The sequence below is a fragment of the Lysinibacillus xylanilyticus genome (genome assembly GCF_001183605.1).
In the GTDB taxonomy this organism is placed as follows: Bacteria; Bacillota; Bacilli; order Bacillales_A; family Planococcaceae; genus Lysinibacillus; species Lysinibacillus xylanilyticus.
Map to the genome: position 1 here is coordinate 113,777 of NZ_LFXJ01000008.1, position 19,740 is coordinate 133,516.

Below are 19,740 nucleotides of genomic sequence, written 5' to 3' on the forward strand. Positions count from 1 at the left end.
GCCCTGAAATGAAAATAAATCATTTCAGGGCATTTTTTTATAAATGGAGAAGTAAGGTTTTTACGAATAGCTCTAACCCCTCTTGATCTTCCTTAGAAAAGCGATTTACGATTGGGCTGTCAATATCAAGAACACCGATGACCTGTCCTTCTTTTATTAAGGGAATAACAATTTCGGATTGGGACGCAGCATCACAGGCAATATGCCCTGGGAAGTCATGTACGTCTTTTACCACTATTGTTTCTTCTTTTTTTACAGCTGTTCCACAAACACCTCGTCCAATTGGTATTCTGACGCAGGCAGGTAAGCCTTGGAATGGCCCTAATACAAGTTCCTCCCCCTGTAATACATAAAAACCAACCCAGTTAATGTTAGGTAGAAAAAGATTTAGTAAAGCTGAGGCGTTGCTTAAATTAGCAATGCGATCGCTTTCACCAGTAAGTAGGGCATCTAACTGTTTTGCTAATGTATTATATTGCTCGGCAATTGGCCCTTCATAATTAATTTGTGTAAACATAATGGCACCTCGTTTGAAAGTTATTTATTTTGGGTATATAACATTATAGTGTTGATGTAAATCAGCAGCACTATGAGCATCTGAACCAAAAACAATTGGTAACCCAATAGATTTACTATAATCGATAAAGGAAAAAGGTGGATAAGGTTCCTGACAATGTGTTTTACTTAAACCAGCGCTATTTAAATCTAGCTCATAACCTTCTTCCTTCATTAAATCTAAAACTTCTCGAATCCGCGCAGAATCATCAATTTTCACCGTATGTGCTAATTGAAATTTGTGAATAAGTGAAGGATGTCCAATGCGCTTAGGTTTGTATTGCCCTAAATCTGCTTTAATGGATTGTAGGACGGTATCATAATATAGATTATACACTTGTTCTATAGAGCCCACTTTTTTTGAAAAAGCCATAAAACTTTCTGGAGAAAAGTCGATGCATTCAAAGATATTTTGCCATTGTAAAAAATGGACTGATAAAATAGAGTCATTTAAAAAGTGTCCATATGTATCAAGAAATTTACGGGTGTCTTGTTCAAAGCCTTGAATATAATCAACCTCAAGTCCGATATGAATGCGAATGTCTTTTGCGTACTCCTTTTGAAGGCACTGTAAATCTTCGAAATAGGGCATTAAAAATTCTGGATTCATACCACTATCTTGCTGTGGTGTAGGGTCAGTGAAATTCAATGGTAATGGTGCATGTTCTGTAAAGGTAATATCTGTAAAGTTATGAGAGATTGCTTTTTCAATGTATTGCTTAAATGAATCAGAAGTACCGTGTGGACAATATGGACTATGAACATGGCCGTCAAATTTCATAAAATTACCACTCCTTTAGCTTTTAGATAAACTACTTTAATTTGCGCAAATTGTTCAAAACTTAAGTAAGTGTTATTCTTGAAAGGCGTAAATACATAAAAAACACTCAAATTTTAGTACAAAAGGCGATAACATAGTATATAATAAAAACAACTAGCCAATTCGTTTATTGTAGAATAAGGAGGCTTACGATGGAGTATATCATCATTCCGGTTATCCTACTATTAATTTTAGCGATAGTAGGATTTATGATGCGACGAAAACATACAACAATCATTGCTAAACTTGAAAATGAAAAATCACAAATACAAAACAATCCCATAAATGAGGAAATTTCAAAAGTTAAATCTTTAAACATGAATGGTGAAACGGAAGAGATGTTTGAACGATGGCGTAATAGTTGGGATGAAGTCATCGATGTACATATGACAAAAATTGATTCACTTTTATTTGATGCAGAGGATCAAATCAATAGACTTCGTTTTAAGAAAGCAACGTTAATTGAACGTGAGATAGAAGATTACATTCAAAAGTGTGAACAAAATAAAGATAAAATCTTAGAAGAACTAAATGAATTAATTGGCAGCGAAGAAAAAAATCGTATTGAAATTGAACAATTAAAAGAATACTATCGCTCTGCACGTAAAACATTGTTAGCTCACCAACATTCATTTGGTGTAGCATTACCGGCTCTGGAGAAAAAGCTGGAGACTTTTGTCCAAAAGTTTGAGGAATTCGATGTGCTTACTAGTGAAGGGAATTATTTGCAGGCGCGAGAAATTGTTATTGGCCTGAACCAAGAATCACAGAAGACATTTGAATATATTAATGATGTCCCATCAATTTTGACTGAATTGCAAGTAAAGCTACCAGGAGCGGTACAGGAATTACGTAGTGGCCAGCGTGAAATGGAAGAGCAATCTTATTATTTACAGCATTTAGAACTAACTAAGGCGCTCGATAAATTTGATGAAGAATTTGCAACATTAAAAAATGAATTAGCAGAACTAAATTTAACCGTTGTTAAACCACGTGTAGCTGAAATAAATGAAGAGATTGATCACCTTTACGATCTACTAGAAAAAGAAGTTATTGCTAAAAATTATGTTGACCAAAATTGTGATCGTTTGTTAAGCTCAATCACTAATGTTATTAGTTCAACAAAGTTAGTAAGTGACGAAGCAACCTTTGTGCAGCGAAGCTATCGTTTAAATGAAAAAGATGCAGAAATTCCAAAAGCCGCATTAAAGCAATTAGAGGCTTTACAACGTCGCTATGACTTATTAGCGATGCGTGTTAGAGAGGAAAAATCTGCATATTCAAGTTTGCAGGAAGAATTGATTGAAATTAACGAGGAGCTTGAACATATTCATGAGGAGCAAGGTCATTTATCAAATACGATGAAGAAGCTCCGAATTGATGAAAACAAGGCTCGCACGCAAGTAGAAAACCTAAAGAAAACATTACAAGAAACAGATCGTCTATTGAATAAGGCTAATATTCCAGGTATTCCTGAAGAGATGGATGCCCGTCTAGATGAGGCAGCAGAGCATATTTATATAGTTATGCAAAGCCTTCAAGAGGTACCACTCAATATGGGAACGGTTCATAATAATTTAAATGCTGCAACACTTTGTGTAGAGGATGTAAAAGCGAAGGCGCATGAATTGATTGAAAATGTGATGCTGATTGAACGTATTATTCAGTATGGTAATCGTCACCGTGCAACAAATCCAAAATTGCATACTCGTTTAAGAGAAGCAGAAAAATCCTTTAATCAATTCCGCTATTCCAAGGCATTAGAAGAGGCTGGAACGGCAGTTGAAGAAATGGAGCCAGGTGCTTTAAAGCGAATTCAAGAACTTGTAGCAGAAGAAACAGTAGTAAGTAAATAAAGAATTACATCAGCTGTCTAAAAGGTATAGTTATTACTTTTTAGACAGTTTTTTTATTAAAAAGCCATTTTATTGGGGTGTTTATACGACTTTTCGTGCTTTTGCGTGTGCTCTTGGACATAAAATAACGGGAAGCTTGCTTCACATTGTACCTTATCTCAATTTTTGATTAAAAATGATGGAAAATAGAGGTGTTCATAATGCAATTTTATTTTCGAGAAATGAATGAAATTTATGCGACTGACATTTTGAATTGGAAATATGAGGAACCGTATGATTTTTATAATAATGATCTATGCGATGAATCTCTAAAAGAATTTCTAAAAAATCCATATTATTCAATTTTCAATGATAAAGAAGAGCTAGTCGGTTTTTACTGTACAGGAACAGCTGCACAAGTACCTAAAGGACGTGATTATGGTGCGTATTTAGATGAGTGCATTGATGTTGGGATTGGGATGAAGCCTGAGCTAACAGGAAAAGGTTATGGTTCAGAATTTTTTTCATTTATTTTAAATCAGCTACAGCAAGAAAATCATAGTCCTCTTCGTTTAACAGTAGCTACATTTAATACAAGAGCAATTCACCTTTACGAAAAATTAGGCTTTAAAAAAGTCATGGAATTTACAGCATCAACTGAATTTATAACAATGAAGAAAGGTTAATGAATCGGCTAGTCAATTAAGAAAAATTGTGGGATGAGCCTAACAATGCAAAAATCTTATTTTTTATGCTGCTTAATTTTTAGCTAGAAACGTTCATAGCAAGTCTTTAGATGCCACTCTATAAAGGGTGGTTTTTCACATTAAAGCAAACAAATAAGTGATTAAATTAGGATAATTGTTAAAGTTAGTAGTCAATTGCCTAAGATTGCGTTATGATAAATACCGTTAAATCAACGTTTTGAAAGTGTGTGAATATTAATGGAAGTTAATACAATCTATTTAGACAACAGTGCAACAACAAAACCTTTAAAAGAGGTTATGCAAGCATTTATGGCAGTGAATGAGCAGTATTATGCCAATCCTGCTTCCATTCATGCAATGGGTGTTGAATCAAACGAATTGTTAATGCGTGCACGTGAGCAAGTAGCAGATATTTTGCAGACAGAAGCAAAAAATGTGCTATTTACTTCAGGTGGTACTGAATCCAATAACACGGCTATATTTGGTTTAGCACGTAGCAATACACATAAAGGAAATCATATTTTAACAACTGAAATTGAGCATCCATCTGTTCTAGAATCTGTTAAGCAACTTGAGCAAGAGGGTTTTGATGTAGAATACTTGCAAGCAGATGGAAATGGAGTTATTTCTTTAGAGGAGCTTCGCACAAAAGTGCGCAAGGATACCATTTTAGTAAGTATAATGCATGTAAATAATGAAATGGGTGCTATCCAACCAATTTTTGAAGCTGCAAAAATTATTCATGAATCAAGCCGTGCAGCTTTTCACGTTGATGCTGTGCAAAGCTTTGGAAAGTTACCGATATCATTTAAAGATGACGAGGGACCAGACTGTATTTCAATTTCTGGCCATAAAATCCATGGTTTTAAAGGTTCAGGAGTACTAGCATTCCGTAAAAAAATGAAATGGCAACCGTATGCACTTGGCGGAGGGCAAGAGTTTGGTTTACGTAGTGGAACAGTAGCTGTACCGCAAGCAGTAGCCTTTTCCAAAGCAGCTCGAATAGCAGTTGAGGTGATGAATGATCGTGCAAAAAAATATCGTCAATGGAATGAAGAAATATGCATGCAATTACGTGGATATGGAGATGTAGTGCATATTTTATCAACCCCCCAAGGTGCGGCACATATTTTATCTTTTAGTATTCGCGACTTAAAAGGTGAAGTTATTATTAATGCATTGCAAAAACGCAATGTAATTGTATCGACATCGAGTGCTTGCTCATCGAAACAGACAAAAACAAGTCATGTTGTTGAAGCTCTAAATATTGATGAGCACTTTAAAAAGGGTGTTATTCGTATAAGTTTTGGTGCGCATGTAACAAATGAAGATATAGTAAAGTTTAAACAAGTATTAGATGAAGTATTGATGGAACTTAAAGGAGAATTTTAAAAATGATTTGGAAAGAAATTTTAATTCGATATGGAGAGCTTTCTACAAAAGGTCGCAACAAGATGGATTTTATTCGTCGTTTGCGCGAGAACATTCGTCATGCTTTTACGGATTTAGGACATTTACACATTCGCACAGAGCGCGATCGTATGTTTATCGCTATTCAAGATGAAACACAAATGGACGCTTTATTAAAAGGATTACCTAAGATTTTTGGTATCCAATCATTTAGTCCAGTGGCAGCATGTGAAAAAGACCTTGAGGCCATGAAAAAACTTGCCATAACAATTATGGATACATTTAAAAATGAGCAGCTTACTTTTAAAGTAGAAGTAAAGCGCACTGATAAAACATTTCCGTTAGAATCACATGCCATTCAACGCGAAATTGGTGGTTATGTATTACCGCAATATCAAAATTTATCAGTAAAGGTGAAAAAGCCTGATATCGAACTTCGTGTAGAGGTGCGTCATGACTCAACGTATATGATGGCACAAGTTATTCCGGGTGCAGGTGGAATGCCTGTAGGTTCGAATGGTAAATCTTTATTAATGCTTTCTGGTGGAATAGATAGTCCTGTCGCTGGTTATTTAATGATGAAACGAGGAGTACGCTTAGAGGCGATTCACTTCTTTAGTCCACCTTATACAAGCCAAAATTCATTGGAAAAAGTAAAGGTGCTTGCTAATGAATTAACGAAATTTGGCGCTAGTATACGTTTACATGTAATTCCTTTCACTGAAATCCAAGTTCTTATTAAAGAAAAAGTACCTTCTAATGTATCGATGACAACAACTCGTCGTATGATGCTAAAAGTTGCTGACAAAGTACGTGAAGAAATCGGTGCACTAGCAATTGTTACAGGTGAAAGTCTTGGACAAGTAGCGAGTCAAACTCTTGAAAGTCTAACAGCTATTAATGCCGTTACTAACACACCAATTTTACGTCCATTAATCTCATCAGATAAATTAGAAATTATTGATATTGCAGAGAAAATAGGCACATACGAAACGTCCATCCAGCCATTTGAAGACTGCTGTACAATCTTTACTCCAGCAAGTCCAAAAACAAAGCCAAAGCTTGAAAAGGTTGAGCATTACGAAAGCTTCTCGGATTTTGATGAACTAATCGAACGAGCAGTGAAAAACCGTGAAGTCTATATTTTCCCGAAAAAAGAGCAAGAAGCCGATAAATTTGCAGATCTTCTATAGAAGAAACTTGCGATTTCTAAGCTAATGAGCCGACTCAAAGTCTTGAGTCGGCTTTTTTTTGTTCATTCCCTTTTGAGGTACAATTTACCTATAAAATTTTCGTATTAAAAATCTAATATCGCACATTCTATATTCACAAGGAGGTGAGAGACATGACTTCAACAAATCGCAGTTCAAACAAACTTGCAGTACCTGGTGTAGAGTACGCTCTAGATCAAATGAAATACGAAATTGCACAAGAATTTGGTGTTCAATTAGGAGCTGACGCTTCAGCTCGTGCTAACGGTTCCGTTGGCGGTGAAATCACTAAACGTCTTGTACAAATGGCAGAATCACAATTAAAAGGTATGCCAAACAACCAATAATTGCTGATTAAGCAAAAATTAAAACCAGTGACCGTAAAAGGCACTGGTTTTAGTTTGTTTAAATTTATTATTTTTTATCCCGTATTAACGGGCAATAATTTATCAGTATCAAAAGAGAAGCGTTAGGTCCTCCGTTTCAATTCAATAAGAGCAAAAAGGCTAACTGCCCGTAATAACCCGATTGGTGAAGACTAATAATCAGAGATGTAAAGACCCAGCTGATTAAAGATTCACTTTATCCTACAAATGATTTAAATGTAGAGACTGTATTTGAAATATCCTCACTTTGGCAAATTGCAGAAATAACTGCTATTCCATCCGCACCTGTTTTAAATACCGTATGAGCATTCGAGCAATTAATACCTCCAATTGCAACGATAGGGAGCTCCGGATATTGTATCCGAACTTGCTGTAAAAAATCAGTTCCACTAGGAGGTTTGGCGTCGCTTTTAGAAGTGGTTGAAAAAATTGGACCAATTCCTACATAATCAGCACCATATTGTAGAGCCGTTTGTAATTCAGCTTGTGAATGAACAGAAACACCTAGAATCATGTTACCAATTTTTTTTCGTACCATCGACACAGGAAAATCCTCTTGTCCAATATGAACGCCATCCGCTTTAAGTTTTATTGCTAGCTCTACATCATCGTTGACGATAAACGGAACATGATACTGTTGACAGAGCTTTTGACATTTGCGAGCAAAATCTTCATAGGCTTGCCCAGTGAGTGTATTTAGTCCTTTTTCCCGATATTGAAACATAGTGATTCCAGATTGCAGAGCTTTCTCTAAAACGTTTAATGGCTCTTGATTTAAAACATTACCTGTACCCATTATAAAATATAGCTGTAGATCGTCACGTTTCATGAATGATCACCTCGCAAGAATCCTTAAAGTTTTGATAAGCAAAATGATTTGTAGGACCATGGCCATTACCAATAGATAAATCATGAGTTATTGCTAATTGAATAAATTTTTTAGCTTCCTTAATCGCTTCTTCTAAAGGTAGTCCACGACCAAGAAAAGCAGTTAATGCAGCGGAAAACGTACAGCCTGTACCGTGCGTATTTTTTGTTGCAATACGAGCGGACTTCATGGAAAATGAATGACCATCTTTGAAAAATACATAATCTGTAGCATAACATTTATCCTCTAAATGACCGCCTTTAATAATGACGCATTGACCGCCCATTTGTAATAAGACCTTAGCTACTTCTTCAATATCTGCTAAAGAATTGATCTTCCTTCCAGAAAGGGTTTCAGCTTCAGGAATGTTCGGTGTTAAGATTGTTGCTAAAGGTAGCAAATAATTGCGTAATGCCTCAATTGCTTCTTGCTGTAATAAGCTTTCGCCACCTTTTGCAACCATGACAGGATCTACAATAAGCGGAATATTTATTTCAGCTAAAATTTGTGCAATTGATTGGATTATTTCGGAAGAAAACAGCATTCCGGTTTTAACGGCACTTATTGAAAAATCCTCTACTAGTGCTTGGAGTTGTTTTTCAACAAAACTAACTTCAATTGGTAAGACATCCGATACACCAAGAGTATTCTGGGCGGTTAAAGCTGTAATAACAGACGTACCAAATACCTTTAATTCCTGAAATGTTTTTAAATCAGCCTGTATACCTGCACCGCCACCACTATCTGAACCAGCAATTGTCGTTACAATATGCATCATTCTTCACCTTCCTTGGAAAGGCGATGTAGTTCATTCAAAACTGCAATTTGAAAATCGCCAATATATTGTGTTGAAGAAGCGGCTTGCTCTGCTACTTTTTTATAAAGCGATAATGTATCTATTAATTGGTCAAATGGTTTATTTCCTGCAGCGTATGAAGCACAGCAAATCGCACTCAATAAGCAACCTGTTCCAGTAACTTCTGTCATTTGAGAAGTTCCACCTGTAACCCATTGCTGATGTTTGCCATCAGTAATAAAATCCTCTTCGCCGGTCACAATAACAATACAATTGTAGAGTTGAGCTACTTTTTGTGCCTCAACTTCTAAAGATATTGAACCACTACCGCTATCTACGCCTTTTTGTTGCCATTCTACATTGGCTATAGCTGCAAGTTCTCCAATATTACAACGAATAGCCGCAAATTTTATGTCCTCCAGTAATTGCTGTACCGTTTGTTTGCGGTAAGTTGTTGCACCAGCAGCGACAGGATCTAAAAAAACGGGAATGCCAAGAGCATTTGCTTTTTTTCCTGCGAGTAACATTGATTCTTTCATTCGTTCGTTAAGGGTACCGATATTTATCAGTAAGCCTGAGGCAATTGCGACCATTTCTTCAACCTCATGACTGTCATCAGCCATGACTGGAGAAGCACCTATTGCTAATAAGCCATTTGCTTGAAAATTAGCCACAACATAATTAGTAATGCAATGAATAAGTGGATTTTGTTTACGGATTGTTTGAAATACCATTTTAAGTCCTCCTTGTTGGATGGACGTAAGCGTGCAAAAAAGGCACTTTTTCGTGTAGAAAAAAACACGCAAAAGAGCCTTTCATCAGTAAATAGATGTGAGTTGCTCCCTACGTCAGTATTAACTAACAGGTTCAAAGGGTCAGGTTTTACCTTCTCAACTCTAAATGAGTCCCCCTGCAATCATGCTTTTAGTTGACCAAAATGTACCATATTATTCATTTGTGTTCAATAGGGGATTTTTTCTTCATGTCGAAAACGGCACTAAAGTTAATTCGAATGGATAGCATCAATACGTGACTGATGCCATATAGCAGAGCATGATAGTTGTCACGACTTTAATGAATTGGAGTGAATTCCATTGAAAATGATAAAAATTGAGTTTTATAATGAGCGTATCAAAAGGGGGCATTTGCCATGAACAGAGAAGATTTAATCGCACCAGAATGGTATAACATTTCAGAGGAAATTGAAAAATATGCACATGATTCTACAAAAAATGCATTATTAGTTTATAACGAAGATGAGGAAATTCAGTACTTAACATATCAAGCATTACTTGAAAAGGCGAATCAGGCAGCACATGTATTTACATCCCAAGGTTTAAAAAAAGGTGATGTTATTTTAGTTATGGTGCCAAGATCAGTTGAAGCGTATATCGTCTATATTGCCGCCTTAAAGGCAGGATTAACTATTATCCCTAGTTCAGAAATGCTGAGAACGAAGGATATTGAATATCGAATCAATCATGCCAATGCAAAAGGCGTTGTTGCATTTGAGCCTTATATTGAACAATTCGATAATGTGGGAAATTTACAAGAAATACAGCAATTTGTCATTGGTCATGCACACGAACCTTGGCAGCCGTTGCTTGAAAAAATGCAAAATCAACCTACGACTTACATAAGTTCTACACCGACTAAGAGTACAGACATTGCATTTTTAGCTTATACGAGTGGTACAACAGGCAATCCAAAGGCAGCTGTTCATACACATAGCTGGGGTTATGCGCACTTACGAACTACTGCTCCAAATTGGTTAGGTGTACAAGAAGGTGACATTGTTTGGGCTACAGCAGCTCCAGGATGGCAAAAATGGATTTGGAGCCCGTTCCTTGCTACTTTAGGAAGTGGTGCAACAGCATTTGTTTACAAAGGTCACTTTGATGCGGCGACATACCTTGCATTGCTTGAAAAATTCAATATTAATGTTCTGTGTTGCACACCGACCGAATACAGATTTATGGCAGGTCTTGAAAATTTGCAAGACTTCAATTTAAGTACAATACGTCAGGCTGTGTCAGCAGGTGAACCTTTAAATAGTGAAGTGATAAAAGTATTTTCCGAGGTCTTTAATTTACAAGTACGAGATGGTTATGGACAAACAGAGAATACATTACTTGTTGGTACAATGGTAGGGATGGAGGCTAGAATGGGCTCAATGGGCAAACCTACTCCGGGTAATACTGTTGAAATTATCAATGATTTTGGAAATCCTACTGCAATTGGAGAAGTTGGGGATATTGCTGTACACTGTGAAACACCCGCTTTGTTTAAGAAATATTTAAACGATCCGGAACGTACAAATATACAGTTTAGAGGAGATTGGTATATTACTGGAGATCGTGCATATAAAGATGAAGATGGGTATTTTTGGTTTGAAGGACGTGGCGATGATGTCATCATTTCGTCTGGGTATACGATTGGCCCATTTGAGGTAGAAGATGCATTAATGAAGCATCCAGCAGTAAAAGAAACTGCTGTTGTGGCGAGTCCAGATGGAATTCGTGGAAATCTAGTAAAGGCATTTGTTGTGCTCTCTGATGGAGTAGTTGGAGATGAAGCACTTATAAAAAAACTACAAAGCCATGTAAAAACTTTAACAGCCCCTTATAAATATCCTCGTGCAATCGAGTTTGTAACTGAGCTACCAAAGACTTCATCAGGCAAAATTCGCCGTGTCGAATTACGTGAACAAGAAAAAATCCATTATATCAATCATCATTAATTTCCTAGGAAATAATGTCGAAAATCAAAGTTCCTGCTTTTTTATGAACTTTGATTTTTTTTATGAAATTAGGTAATGTAATATAGGTTGAATAGGTTAAAGCAATAGTATTGGCTCATCACCGTGATAAGACCACATTATTATTGCGATAAATATGAAACAAATTAGGGTATCAATCGTATTACGTTATGAGGAGGCGGAATGGTATGAATGGTAAAAGGTGGGCCGCTTTAATAATTGCAGGTGTACTATTAGTGTTTTCATTAGGAATCAACACTATTTTTGCAATATTTAAATCGGATTTCTTTAGCAATTTTGATAGCTTGGTAGCTGGAAATGACTTGACGGTAATGGAAGAGGTTAAAGAAAGTGGCGATATGGATAAACGTATTGCATACTTAAAGGTCGATGGTACGATTCAAGATGTTGGCTCAAGTACAGTATGGCAAGCAGTTTCTTATGATCATCAATTTTTATTAAATCAATTAGATAATATTTTATATGATCAAACTGTGGAAGGTATCGTCTTAAGTGTTAATTCACCAGGTGGCGGAGTAAAGGAATCAGCAGAAATTTATAAAAAGCTTTTGAAAATTAAAGAAGAGCGACAAATTCCAATCTATGTTTCTATGGATTCGATGGCAGCTTCAGGTGGTTATTACATTTCAGCACCTGCAGATAAAATATTTGCGCAACGTGATACAATTACAGGTTCGATTGGTGTCATTATGCAATCTATTAATTATCAGGCGTTAGCGGAAAAAGTCGGTATTAAATATGAAACGTTTAAATCAGGTGAACATAAAGATATGCTTAGCCCAATGCGTGAAGTGACACCGGAAGAGCGTGCTATGATGCAAGACATGATTAATGAAACTTATCAGGAATTCGTTAATATTGTAGCAAAAGGGCGTAATATGTCTGAAGCCGATGTGAAAAAAGTTGCCGATGGTCGAATTCTTAGTGGTAAGAAGGCTCTTGAAGCAGGCTTAGTAGATGAGCTTGGCGATGAGGAAGCAACAATTGCTGCACTGCGTAAAGACTTTGGTTTAGAGGACGCAGAATTATTTGAGTATTCATATGATGTGGGTGGCTGGCAATCATATGTTGGTATGAAGATTGGATCAATGTTTGGTCCTTCAGCAGAGGAAAAAATGCTGATGAAAATTATGGCAGATTATAAAGCGCCAAAAATGATGTACTTATATGGCGAAAACTAAGGAGGGAGTACAATGACAAACAATGAAATTGTTATGCAAGGTTCACCCTCTATGGAGAATGCCTTCCTAATAGATAAGCCAATTACGAATAAAAATTATGCGTTAAAAACGGCAGGCTTTTGGATACGTTTTTGGGCATTTTTATTAGACGGATTCGTTATTACAGCTGTAGGTGGAATTCTCGTCAACCCAATTTTTTATTTAATGGATTGGTCATTATCTGAAACAGTATGGTATGCACCAATTTCGATTATTTCCGCTATACTTTATTACAGTTATTTCGTATTAATGGCGAAATTTTTCGGGCAAACATTAGGGAAAATGATATTTGGATTACGTGTTATTTCATTAAAGCATGAGAAACTGACTTGGTCAGATGTGTTATTCCGTGATTGGATAGGGCGTATCATCAACAGCATTTTTATGCCACTTTATATTCTTGTAGGCATTTTACCAAACAATCAAGGTTTACATGATTATTTCGCGGATACAACAGTCGTTCATGAAAAAGTTTATATTGAAAAAGATATTGTGCAACCATCTTTGCCAATTAAAGAGGAAAAGACTGAATCTGTACCTCTAGAGGAAAACCCAGAACCTGAAAAGCTAGAGGGAAAAAACGAAGAATAATGGCTAGAGCTGTCTCATTATTTAGAGACAGCTCTTTATTTTTGTGATGATAGTGGTGATTGATGGAGCTAGGGTGATTAGTGTCACAGAGCGCAAGTGAAGCTGCTCATCGGGACACCCTAAGGAAAGCACCCAGTCAGAACGGAAATCAACCTTACATTATGGTGAAGAGCATGGAAAATGGTGCAACCTTAAGCAAACATGGCTGAACAAGTTAGAAAGATTATTTTTTCAAAACTAATTTTAACAAGCTGTCTTAGTTGCAATTAATTCCCTCCATTTAGTAATATTATGTACATATGAAGATTAGGAGGCGTTTATATGGCACAAGTAACATTTAAAAATGGTCCAGTAACACTTGTAGGTAACGAAGTAAAAGTTGGAGACAAAGCACCAGGCTTTACTGTATTAGCGAATGATTTATCACCTGTTACATTAAAAGATTCAGAGGGTAAAATTCGCTTATTTAGCGTTGTACCATCATTAGATACTGGTGTTTGCGATGCACAAACACGTCGTTTTAATGAAGAAGCAGCAAACTTAGGTGACAATGTAGTTATCTATACGGTATCTGTTGACCTTCCATTTGCTCAAAAACGTTGGTGTGGTGCAGCAGGTATTGATGCTGTTCAAACAGTATCAGATCACCGTGACCTTTCATTTGGTGAAGCATACGGTGTCTACATCCAAGAATTACGCCTTCTAACGCGTGCGGTGTTTGTTGTAGATGCAAATGACAAAGTAACATATGTGGAATATGTTACTGAAGCAACAGACCATCCAAACTATGAAGCGGCAATTGCAGCTGTCAAAGCACTAGCATAATTTATTGATTTTAGGCTAAGATATTACTAGACAAAGGAGCTGTGACAAGTTTTTGTCACGGCTCCTTTCTGCGTGAAAGGAAGTTGTGTATGGAAAATATCGAAAAGTTATTTGGTATGCTAAATGAACATGCTGAAAAGATAGAAAAAGAACATAATGTTACATTGCTAGAGGGTACTTTAGATGGCTTAGAGGCATGGCTAGATGGGGAAGTTGATTTTTCACAAGATGGTGCTACAAAGGAAGATGTGCGCAAAGCGATTCAAATTGCTGTTTTAAAGGGGATGCGAAAAGGATCTCAGCCGAATCACCAAATGACACCTGATACTCTTGGCTTATTAGTTGGTTATTTTGTGGAGCAACTATTTGCAGATCGTCTAGAAGCAGAAAAAATTTCTATATTAGATCCAGCGGTAGGTACAGGAAATTTACTATTAACAGTTATGAATTTATTAGACGAAAAAATAGAAGCAACAGGTGTAGAGGTTGATGAGCTACTTATTCGTATAGCTGCTGCTACAGCTGATTTGACAGAGCAGCCAGTTTCCTTATTCCGTCAAGATGCTTTACAAGATTTATTAGTAAATCCTGCAGATGCTATTGTTTGTGATTTACCGGTCGGGTATTACCCGAATGAAGATGTCGCATTAGATTATGAACTATGCGCTTCAGAAGGAATGAGTTATGCACATCACTTATTTATTGAGCAGTCCATTAATTACACGAAGGATGGAGGCTACTTATTTTTCTTAGCACCAACCCATCTTTTTGAGTCTGAGCAGTCGAAACAACTGCATAAATACATTCAAAAGCATGCATGGATTCAAGCAATTATTCAATTACCTGATACAATGTTCGCCAATAAAGCACTTGAAAAGAGCATTGTCATTTTGCAAAAGCAAGGTAAGGAATTCAAAGCTCCAAAAGAGGTACTGTTAGCAAAAGTACCAAACATGCAAAATAAACCAGCTCTTGCTATGTTCTTTGAAAAAGTAAAGATGTGGCAAGAAGGAAGATAAGTATAAAAGGTATCCGAAATAGGATACCTTTTAGTTTGCCTATAAATAATGCGTACCAATAAACTACTGTTGATTTTCTCCGAATAAACATTATCGCTGAAGCTTCGTTTTATCATTAAGTGGCACACTAGAAGATACACGCTTAGTGCATTGGTTGATTGGAGTGGAGACTGGGCGACTCCTTGGGGATCAGCGAATAGAGGAACGAAGGCTAAAACCATCACATCCTGTGATAACGCCTTCGTGACCAACTTCGGTGCTGCTGCTGTCGCTTCGTTGCACTACGCTTTCGCACAGAATGAACCCCTTTTGCTGCCGCTTCGCTTTCGCGCAAAAAACATCTGTTGGCCCGAGACCCTGGAGCGCAAGCGAAGCGGCTCATCGGACGCCCCCAGGAAGCTCTGCTCTGCGCGAAAGCGAAGCGACAGCTACAAATGTTTTATCAGTGCGAAAGCAAGCGACAGCAACAAATGTTTTCTGTAGCGAAAGCGAAGCGGCAGCAACAAAGCGCCCAGTCGGAACGGAAATCAACCCCCTCGTTTTTGCAGGGACTTGTGCAAAAGGGAAGTGTAGAAAACGCTAGATGAAACCCTATTAAAGATTTGATTATTTACTAGGCAAGACTCATCATAGAGAAAAACGGGAAAGTTTTGACACTCCTCTCAAAGTGCTAAGTCTATAGTTTCCGATTGTCAAATCACTGTATGGTGTAGAACCATTGATTTTAGCCTTATTTAATAAGACACATTATTTTCAAAGTCATAATAGTTTTTCAACAATAAGAAAAAGGTATCCAGTTTTGGATACCTTTTATGTTAGACAAAATTAATTTTCAGGTGTACGGATTACAAGTACGTCACATTTAGCTGAGCGTACAATTGCTTCAGATACTGAACCGATAAGGAAGCGTTCTACTGCATTTAGACCAGTTGCACCACAGATGATTAAGTCTGCGTCTACAATTTTAGAAAGTTCTTTTGTGATAATGTTTTTTGGTGAGCCGTATTCAATTACAAGGTTAACATTTGTTAAGCCTTCTTCTTCAGCTTGTTTTTTGTAACCATTTAATAGCTCTTCAGAGAATGCTTGCGCGCGCTCAGCAATTGAACGATCATATGCTTCGATTGCAGCGAATGAACGCGTGTCAATAACATTTACTAAATTCAATACAGCACCTTCGTTACGTTTTGCTACGTCAATCGATTTACGGAAAGCGTACTCAGCTTCCTTAGAACCGTCTACTGCAACTACAATGCTTTTATATTTATTAGCCATTTGAATTACCTCCCAGATTTGTATATGTTGATTATACCAAATGATTTTCTAAAGGAAATACTTTCCGGAAGAAAAAATGTGAATAAGTGAAGGCATTTACAGTCACAAACAATATAAATATTACAATCACATGCATATTTTTTGTTACTAACGTGGCATTCTCCAGAAAATCTATTATCGATCGAGAATAAGCTTATATTTTTGCATGTTGGAAAATTACAACCTCGTTAATAGGAAAAAATATCATTGTTAGAATGTTAGGAATTTTATCTATTATTATTTTAATTAAAGCATTTTTTGTTTATGTTTGGTAATATGGAGATGCAAGGGGTGCATCAATACATCGAAGAGTATGTAACAAAATGTGCTTATTTTTTGGTAATGGAAGGGGATAGGGAAGATGAAGGTTGGTATTCCAAAAGAGATTAAAAACAATGAAAATCGTGTAGCCATGACACCAGCGGGGGTTGTTACATTAACAAATGCAGGTCATGAAGTGTACATTGAATCTGGAGCAGGTTTAGGCTCAAGCTTTACAGATGCCGACTATGTTGCTGCAGGTGCTCATATTGTTGAGACAGCAAAAGAAGCATGGGCACAAGAAATGATTATGAAAGTAAAGGAACCCGTAGCATCAGAATACGATTACTTCTATGAAGGTCAAATCTTATTTACTTATTTACACTTAGCGCCAGAGCTTGAATTAACGCAGGCACTTTTAAATAAAAAAGTTGTAGGCATTGCATATGAAACAGTACAATTAGCAAATGGCTCCCTACCACTTTTAACACCAATGAGTGAAGTTGCTGGTAAAATGGCAACGCAAATTGGTGCGCAATTCTTAGAGAAAAACCATGAAGGTAAAGGTATTTTACTAGGCGGCGTTTCAGGTGTACCACGCGGTAAAGTTACAGTAATCGGTGGCGGTATAGCTGGAACTAATGCGGCGAAAATAGCTGTCGGGATGGGTGCTGATGTAACGGTTATCGACTTAAGCCCAGAGCGTTTACGTCAATTAGAAGATTTATTTGGCCGTGATGTTCAAACATTAATGTCCAACCCTTATAATATTGCAGAATCAGTGAAAAACTCAGATTTAGTAGTTGGGGCAGTTTTAATTCCTGGAGCTAAAGCGCCGAAGCTTGTTTCTGAGGAAATGATTCAGTCAATGCAACCAGGTTCAGTAGTAGTCGATATTGCTATTGACCAAGGCGGAATTTTTGAGTCATCTGATCGAGTGACGACACACGATGATCCAACTTATGTAAAACACGGAGTTGTGCATTATGCAGTAGCAAATATGCCAGGAGCTGTACCACGTACATCAACAATTGCTTTAACAAATAATACAATTCCTTATGCACTTCAAATTGCGAATAAGGGTTACAGACAAGCATGTGTTGAAAATGCTGCACTGAAAAAAGGTGTTAATACTATAGACGGACATCTTGTTTACAAGGCTGTTGCAGATTCTCAAGGTTTGCCATATGTCAATGTTGAGGAATTAATTCAATAAGTAAAATAACAAAAGGAAGCACCATGTTTCATTATGGTTGCTTCCTTTTATGTTGTTGAAAAACTAAGGCTCTTAGCAAAACGAGGGTTGATTTCCGTTCAAGGCTACTCGCTTCATGTGAGCGAACATTGAGCCGCTTCCTCCGCTGCAGCTTCGTTGTCGCACAGACAAAACCTTTTTGCTATAAAACGATGTGTCAGAAGATACATGCTTTGGCAGGTGGATGTCGATAAAATTCAGAAGTTGGATGATAAAACGTGAAAGTTAGTCGATAAAATTCAGAAGTTGGGTGATAAAACGTGAAAGTTAGTCGATAAAATTCAAAAGTTGGGCGATAAAACGTAAAAGTGTTCAGATGAAACTCAAAAGTTAGATGACATTTTGATAAAACGTTTGTCATGTGAATAAGTTGATTGGTGGAAACTGGGGGCTCCTTGGTGATCAGCAAATAGAGGAACGAAGGCTAAAACCATCACATCCTGTGATAACGCCTTCGTGACCAACTTCGGTGCTGTTGCTGTCGCTTCGTTGCACTACGCTTTCGCACAGAATGAACCCCTTTTGCTGCCGCTTCGCTTTCGCGCAAAAAACATCTGTTGGCCTGAGGACCTGCAGCGAAGTGGCTCATCGGACGCCCCCGTTTTGTCGAAGAGCATACTTGCCACTAAAAAAAGGAAGCACCATGTTGGTTGCTTCCTTTTTCTTAAATAAACTTACAGTACAATCAATTCTTTAGGGAATTTTGTTAGTACTTCTACTCCGTCTTTTGTTACTACTACATCATCTTCAATACGGACACCTGTCACATCGGATTTATAGATACCTGGTTCAATTGTGAAGACCATGCCTTCTTCCATAGTCATTTCATTTGCGCCTGTAACAGAAGGGAATTCATGTACAGAAATGCCAAGTCCATGACCAAGTCGATGCGTGAAGTATTCGCCATAGCCTGCGTCAGTAATAGTATCACGAGCGATTTTATCTAAATCCATTGCGCGAACACCTGGTTTTACTGCTGTAATTGCATTTGTGTTAGCAGATAGTACTGTATTGTAGATTTCCTTTTGTGCCTCACTAGGTTCACCAAAGGCAACAGTACGAGTTATGTCAGAACAATAACCATCGTAAATTACGCCAAGGTCGAATAATATCATATCGCCTTTTTCTATTTTTCGTGCACCTGGTTTACCGTGTGGAGAGGCTGTTTTTGGACCGCTCAATACCATTGTTTCAAAGGACATCTTGCAGCCTTTATCCTGAATAGCACTTTCTATCGCTGTTAAGATTTCCATTTCTGTTTTGCCTTCAGCGATTTCTTTACAGCCGATTTCAATAGCATAGTCAGCTAGTTCTGCAGCTTTACGTAATTTTTCTAATTCATTTGCATCTTTAATTACTCGCATAGCATTGATTTTTTCGTCGAGACGAACAAAATTTGCCTGCGGGAATGAATATTGTAGGGCTTCTAAACGCTCTACGATGAGCTGAGCTTTTTCAATAGCAAACGTTTGTGGGTTAACATTACGATCTTTTATCGCTTGGGCAAGAACTTCCATTGAATTTTCAGTATCTTGGTGACCGATGACCTCATAAGACCAACCAGCTTCTTTGGCATCTGGGATTTCCATTTTGGGGCAAATTAAAAAAGGTTCTGCCTCTTTAAAAATCATCACGCCAAGTAATCTCTCGTGAGGATTACTTTTAAAGCCTGAAACGTAAAAAACATTGTCTGGTGTCGTTACAAAAGCGGCATCAATTTGGTTTTGTTGTAAATAGTTTTGAATTTCTTCAACTTTTGACATACACAGTTCCTCCTCTTATTGCATTGAAAAATTTTTTCATGATTGGCTATACTTATAGCCTACCCAACATGCAATTTCGCTAAGGCGAAATTAAATCTTTGTTGGGAAAGAATCTATTATTCTCT

18 protein-coding genes and 1 riboswitch are annotated in these 19,740 nt (G+C 37.2%); of the genes, 11 read left to right on the forward strand and 7 right to left on the reverse strand.

The features are described from left to right. Positions 1-37: 37 nt before the first annotated feature. Together ACZ11_RS15700 and hisJ are read right to left on the reverse strand one after the other, a co-directional pair. The gene (locus ACZ11_RS15700) at positions 38-517 is read right to left on the reverse strand and encodes a GAF domain-containing protein (RefSeq protein WP_049667473.1); all 480 of its coding nucleotides are present in this window, start codon (positions 515-517) and stop codon (positions 38-40) included. 24 nt (positions 518-541) lie between these two features. After that, the gene (hisJ, locus tag ACZ11_RS15705) at positions 542-1,336 is read right to left on the reverse strand and encodes a histidinol-phosphatase HisJ (RefSeq protein WP_049667474.1); all 795 of its coding nucleotides are present in this window, start codon (positions 1,334-1,336) and stop codon (positions 542-544) included. A gap of 191 nt (positions 1,337-1,527) precedes the next feature. Between hisJ and ezrA the strand changes: the two genes are divergently transcribed. The 5 genes from ezrA to ACZ11_RS15730 all read left to right on the forward strand — a co-directional run bounded on the left by ezrA (position 1,528) and on the right by ACZ11_RS15730 (position 6,885). Further along, positions 1,528-3,231, forward strand: a complete 1,704-nt coding sequence (ezrA, locus tag ACZ11_RS15710) for a septation ring formation regulator EzrA (protein WP_049667475.1) — start codon at positions 1,528-1,530, stop codon at positions 3,229-3,231. 200 nt (positions 3,232-3,431) lie between these two features. Further along, positions 3,432-3,896 carry a GNAT family N-acetyltransferase gene (locus ACZ11_RS15715; RefSeq protein WP_049667476.1) on the forward strand — a complete coding sequence of 155 codons (465 nt, stop codon included), beginning with the start codon at positions 3,432-3,434 and terminating at the stop codon, positions 3,894-3,896. Between the two features lie 258 nt (positions 3,897-4,154). Next, on the forward strand, positions 4,155-5,309 hold the full coding sequence (locus tag ACZ11_RS15720; protein ID WP_049667477.1) for a cysteine desulfurase family protein: 1,155 nt from the start codon (positions 4,155-4,157) through the stop codon (positions 5,307-5,309). 2 nt (positions 5,310-5,311) lie between these two features. After that, positions 5,312-6,520 carry a tRNA uracil 4-sulfurtransferase ThiI gene (gene thiI / locus ACZ11_RS15725; RefSeq protein WP_049667478.1) on the forward strand — a complete coding sequence of 403 codons (1,209 nt, stop codon included), beginning with the start codon at positions 5,312-5,314 and terminating at the stop codon, positions 6,518-6,520. A 152-nt stretch (positions 6,521-6,672) separates the two neighbouring features. Beyond that, positions 6,673-6,885: an alpha/beta-type small acid-soluble spore protein gene (locus tag ACZ11_RS15730; RefSeq protein ID WP_049667479.1), complete on the forward strand. Its 213-nt coding sequence runs from the start codon at positions 6,673-6,675 to the stop codon at positions 6,883-6,885. A gap of 235 nt (positions 6,886-7,120) precedes the next feature. On the opposite strand, the gene thiE is transcribed toward ACZ11_RS15730, so the two are convergent. The 3 genes from thiE to thiM are packed head-to-tail and all read right to left on the reverse strand — an operon-like array spanning position 7,121 to position 9,322. Beyond that, positions 7,121-7,753 (reverse strand): thiamine phosphate synthase, encoded by a 633-nt coding sequence (gene thiE / locus ACZ11_RS15735; protein WP_049667480.1) that lies wholly within the window; start codon positions 7,751-7,753, stop codon positions 7,121-7,123. After that, positions 7,743-8,567 (reverse strand): bifunctional hydroxymethylpyrimidine kinase/phosphomethylpyrimidine kinase, encoded by an 825-nt coding sequence (thiD, locus tag ACZ11_RS15740; RefSeq protein WP_049667774.1) that lies wholly within the window; start codon positions 8,565-8,567, stop codon positions 7,743-7,745. The genes thiE and thiD overlap by 11 nt, the downstream gene beginning before the upstream one ends. Further along, a complete protein-coding gene (gene thiM / locus ACZ11_RS15745; RefSeq protein WP_049667481.1) occupies positions 8,567-9,322 on the reverse strand; it encodes a hydroxyethylthiazole kinase in 756 nt (251 codons plus the stop codon). Before thiM ends, thiD begins: the two co-directional genes overlap by 1 nt. 89 nt (positions 9,323-9,411) lie before the next feature. Further along, positions 9,412-9,510: riboswitch (TPP riboswitch) on the reverse strand. 228 nt (positions 9,511-9,738) lie between these two features. Here thiM and mbcS point away from each other — a divergent pair. The 5 genes from mbcS to ACZ11_RS15770 all read left to right on the forward strand — a co-directional run bounded on the left by mbcS (position 9,739) and on the right by ACZ11_RS15770 (position 15,022). After that, a complete protein-coding gene (mbcS, locus tag ACZ11_RS15750) occupies positions 9,739-11,328 on the forward strand; it encodes an acyl-CoA synthetase MbcS (protein ID WP_049667482.1) in 1,590 nt (529 codons plus the stop codon). Positions 11,329-11,534: 206 nt separating this feature from the next. Continuing rightward, positions 11,535-12,548: a signal peptide peptidase SppA gene (gene sppA, locus ACZ11_RS15755; RefSeq protein WP_049667483.1), complete on the forward strand. Its 1,014-nt coding sequence runs from the start codon at positions 11,535-11,537 to the stop codon at positions 12,546-12,548. Positions 12,549-12,560: 12 nt separating this feature from the next. Beyond that, entirely contained in the window at positions 12,561-13,178 is a 618-nt protein-coding gene (locus ACZ11_RS15760) for an RDD family protein (RefSeq protein ID WP_049667484.1), read from the forward strand. Between the two features lie 321 nt (positions 13,179-13,499). Then, on the forward strand, positions 13,500-14,003 hold the full coding sequence (tpx, locus tag ACZ11_RS15765; protein WP_049667485.1) for a thiol peroxidase: 504 nt from the start codon (positions 13,500-13,502) through the stop codon (positions 14,001-14,003). Positions 14,004-14,092: 89 nt separating this feature from the next. Then, positions 14,093-15,022 carry a class I SAM-dependent methyltransferase gene (locus ACZ11_RS15770; RefSeq protein ID WP_049667486.1) on the forward strand — a complete coding sequence of 310 codons (930 nt, stop codon included), beginning with the start codon at positions 14,093-14,095 and terminating at the stop codon, positions 15,020-15,022. Positions 15,023-15,847: 825 nt separating this feature from the next. On the opposite strand, the gene ACZ11_RS15775 is transcribed toward ACZ11_RS15770, so the two are convergent. Further along, positions 15,848-16,297 carry a universal stress protein gene (locus ACZ11_RS15775; protein ID WP_049667487.1) on the reverse strand — a complete coding sequence of 150 codons (450 nt, stop codon included), beginning with the start codon at positions 16,295-16,297 and terminating at the stop codon, positions 15,848-15,850. A gap of 400 nt (positions 16,298-16,697) precedes the next feature. Between ACZ11_RS15775 and ald the strand changes: the two genes are divergently transcribed. After that, on the forward strand, positions 16,698-17,813 hold the full coding sequence (ald, locus tag ACZ11_RS15780) for an alanine dehydrogenase (protein WP_049667488.1): 1,116 nt from the start codon (positions 16,698-16,700) through the stop codon (positions 17,811-17,813). A 713-nt stretch (positions 17,814-18,526) separates the two neighbouring features. Here ald and ACZ11_RS15785 read toward each other — a convergent pair. Further along, entirely contained in the window at positions 18,527-19,615 is a 1,089-nt protein-coding gene (locus tag ACZ11_RS15785; protein ID WP_049667489.1) for a M24 family metallopeptidase, read from the reverse strand. Positions 19,616-19,740 lie beyond the last annotated feature (125 nt).